This window comes from uncultured Streptococcus sp. (genome assembly GCF_938036805.1).
Taxonomy (GTDB): Bacteria; Bacillota; Bacilli; order Lactobacillales; family Streptococcaceae; genus Streptococcus.
This window is the reverse complement of the sequence record NZ_CALHWC010000075.1, coordinates 1-3,452: the sequence shown is the minus strand read 5'-3', so window position 1 is coordinate 3,452 and position 3,452 is coordinate 1. Positions and strand designations below refer to the sequence as shown.

Genomic DNA, 3,452 nt, shown 5'->3' with positions numbered 1-3,452 from the left:
TTTTCGATGATTTCAGCATTGTGAAGGTAGGTCTTGGTTGGGATACAGCCACGGTTCAAGCACGTTCCACCGAGTTCAGATTTCTCAACAAGGGCAATCTTACCACCGAGTTGGGCCGCTTTGATGGCAGCTACGTATCCAGCAGGACCACCACCGATAACAACGATATCGTAAGCATCATCGCTCTTACCATCGTCGTTTGAGGCACTAGCTGAAGGTGCAGGGCTAGCTGCTGGCGCTGCTGCTCCTGCCGTTGGGATATTTTCGCCTTCTTCACCAAGGTAACCGATAACTTCCGTTACAGGGACAGTTTCGCCATCACCCTTGAGAATGGCAATCAGGTAGCCATCTTCTTCTGCTTCCAATTCCATGCTGACCTTGTCAGTCATGATTTCCAAAAGGATTTCCCCTTCTTTGACAAATTCGCCGACTTTTTTATTCCATTGAACAATTTGTCCTTCGGTCATATCCACGCCGGCTTTTGGCATAATTACTTCTAAAGCCATTTTTATTTCCTTTTCTAATTAGTTCTTCATTTCCTGAGCGCTTCTTTGCTTTTCAGACTAGCAAAGAAAATCTTATACCAACATTGAAATTGGGTCTTCAATCAGAGCCTTCAAGTCCTTCATGAACTTAGCTCCTGCCATTCCATCAACTACACGGTGGTCAATGGTCAAGCCCAAGCTCATAATTGGACGGATAACGATTTCTCCATTTACAACGACAGGTTTTTCAACCGTTGAGCTGACACCCAAGATAGCAGAGTTTGGTTGGTTGATGATTGGTCCAAAAGACTGTACACCAAACATTCCCAAGTTACTAATCGTGAAGGTTGAGTTTTGCAGCTCGCTCGGTGCCAATTTGCCATCCAAAGTACGTCCGATAACGTCTTTAAAGGCCACAACTAATTCTGACAAGCTCATTTTTTCTGCGTTGTAGACGACTGGCGTCATCAGACCATTGTCCATACCGACCGCCATAGCCAAATTCACATAATTGTGAGTGATGATCGTCTTACCTTCGTCCGTCAATGAAGCGTTGAGATAAGGGTGCTTCATCAATGTCTTGACAACAGCAAGAGAAAGCAGGTCTGTCACAGTTACTTTTTTGCCAGTTGCTTCTAGGATTGGCTCCAGAACTTTTTTACGCAGAGCCAACATTTCTGTCATGTCAACATCATAGTTGAGGGTAAAGGTTGGCGCAGTTAGGTAAGATTCAACCATCCGTTGTGCGATAACCTTCCGCATTGGCGTCATTGGAATCCGCTCAATTTCACCGTAAGGAGTGATGTTGTCTGGAACTTCTTCCACTTTCTCGATTTGAGCAGGAGACTTAATCGTATCCGACTCAATATTTTCAGGCAGAAAGGCAAGGACATCTTTTTTCATAATCTTGCCACGATGGCCAGTTCCTTGAATTTCTTGCCAAGCGATATTATGTTCTTGGGCAATTCGTTTTGCCAGTGGTGAAATCCGCACCACGTTTGTATCTTTATAAGTTTCCACGTCTTCTTTGTGGACACGACCGTTCGCGCCTGAGCCAGAAACATCATAGAGGTTGATTCCCAAATCATCCGCTAACTTTCTAGCAGCAGGAGTCGCTCTTAGCTTATCATCAGCCATGACCTCTCCAATTCTAATTATGATACTAAGGGCACTGACTGCAAAGAAAAATAGTTTCAATTCCTTACAGTCGTAACCCTACAAGTTATTTTAATGCTATTTGTAACGACTAGCAGCCATCACAAAAGTTTTAACTTCTTTGACCCTCTACACAAGATTAGATTACATAAATAATTCTATGTAATCTAATCCACGAGAAAGCCTTTTCTTTATTATACCTTATTCTTTATGATATGTCTTCCGAATAGCGTCTTTGATGCTTTCAACAGTCGGAATCATTGCGTTTTCCAAGTTTTGTGCATAAGGCATTGGCACATCTTCACCTGCACAACGGCGGATTGGTGCATCTAGATAGTCAAATGCTTCAGACTCGGCAATAATCGCTGAAATTTCACCAATAAAACCGCTGGTTTTGTGAGCATCATTGACCAGAACGACCTTACCAGTCTTTTTAACAGAGTTGATGATAATGTCCTTATCAAGCGGCATCAATGTACGTGGGTCAACGACTTCTACAGAGATACCTTCTTCTGCCAATTCTTCAGCTGCCTGCATGACACGGCGCAGCATTTTTCCGTAGGTAACAACTGTTACATCAGTACCTTCTTTTTTGATTTCGCCAACGCCAAGCGGAATAACATACTCAGGATCGACTGGCACTTCCCCTTTTTGGTTAAATTCAGACTTATATTCCAAGATAATAACTGGATTATTGTCTCGAATAGAGGCCTTGAGAAGCCCTTTCATATCGGCTGGAGTACCTGGTGCTACTACCTTCAATCCTGGAATGTGGGTAAACCAAGATTCCAAAGACTGAGAGTGCTGAGCCGCAGAGCCAACTCCATTACCAGCCGCACAACGAATGGTCATTGGAACTTGCCCTTTACCGCCAAACATATAGCGAGTTTTAGCCGCTTGGTTGACGATATTATCCATGGCAATCACAGCGAAGTCCATGAAGGTCATATCGACGATTGGGCGAAGGCCAGTCATGGCTGCTCCTGCTGCTGCTCCAGAAATAGCTGCTTCTGAAATCGGACAGTCACGTACACGCTCAGGTCCAAACTCTTCCAGCATACCAACAGATGTTCCGAAATCTCCACCAAAGACCCCGACATCCTCTCCCATCAAGAGTACATTTTCATCGCGACGCATTTCCTCAGACATAGCGAGGATAATGGTATCACGAAAAGACATAGTTTTAGTTTCCATTTTGATTTTCTCCTCTCTTTAGTCTGCGTAAATATCTTCGAAGGCAGATTCAAGCGGCGGGAATGGGCTCTCTTCTGCGAACTTGACAGATGCTTCTACTGCTTCTTTGACTTCAGCTTGGATAGCTTCCAGCTCTTCCTCGCTTGCAATCTTGTTTTCCAGCAAGTATTTACGAAGATTTTCGATTGGATCTTTCTTCTTCCATTCGTCAACTTCTTCACGAGTACGGTATTTACCAGGGTCAGAAGATGAATGTCCCAACCAGCGATAGGTCACACTCTCGATCAGAACTGGTCCCTTACCACTGCGAACATGCTCGACAGCCTTTTGGAAGCCTTCATAAACATCCAGAACATTATTGCCATCTTCGATGAACATACCTGGAATGCCATAGGCTGCACTACGTTGATGAATATGATCAACATTGGTCATTTTCTTAATGTCAGCAGAAATACCATAGCCGTTATTGATACAATAGAAAATTACCGGTAGATTCCAGATGGAAGCCATGTTGACTGCTTCATGGAAAACACCTTCGTTGGTCGCACCGTCACCAAAGAAGCAGACAACAATCTTACCTGTCTTATGCATTTGCTGGGTCAGAGCTGCTCCGACAGC

4 protein-coding genes are annotated in these 3,452 nt (G+C 44.0%); all 4 read right to left on the bottom strand.

The genetic code is table 11. The features are described from left to right. Window positions 1-506, bottom strand: a 506-nt coding sequence (locus tag Q0191_RS03185) for a biotin/lipoyl-containing protein (protein WP_297663770.1), incomplete at its 3' end; no start/stop codon positions are given. A 72-nt stretch (window positions 507-578) separates the two neighbouring features. Further along, on the bottom strand, window positions 579-1,622 hold the full coding sequence (locus Q0191_RS03180; RefSeq protein WP_125372829.1) for a dihydrolipoamide acetyltransferase: 1,044 nt from the start codon (window positions 1,620-1,622) through the stop codon (window positions 579-581). Between the two features lie 219 nt (window positions 1,623-1,841). Next, a complete protein-coding gene (locus Q0191_RS03175; RefSeq protein ID WP_297663767.1) occupies window positions 1,842-2,834 on the bottom strand; it encodes an alpha-ketoacid dehydrogenase subunit beta in 993 nt (330 codons plus the stop codon). An 18-nt stretch (window positions 2,835-2,852) separates the two neighbouring features. After that, on the bottom strand, window positions 2,853-3,452 hold a 600-nt coding region (locus Q0191_RS03170), incomplete at its 5' end, for a thiamine pyrophosphate-dependent dehydrogenase E1 component subunit alpha (protein ID WP_297663765.1).

Excerpts from the sequence above, each read along its gene's own strand:
- Q0191_RS03180 (WP_125372829.1), bottom strand. The coding sequence starts at position 1,622 with ATGGCTGATGATAAGCTAAGAGCGACTCCTGCTGCTAGAAAGTTAGCG.
- Q0191_RS03175 (WP_297663767.1), bottom strand. The coding sequence starts at position 2,834 with ATGGAAACTAAAACTATGTCTTTTCGTGATACCATTATCCTCGCTATG.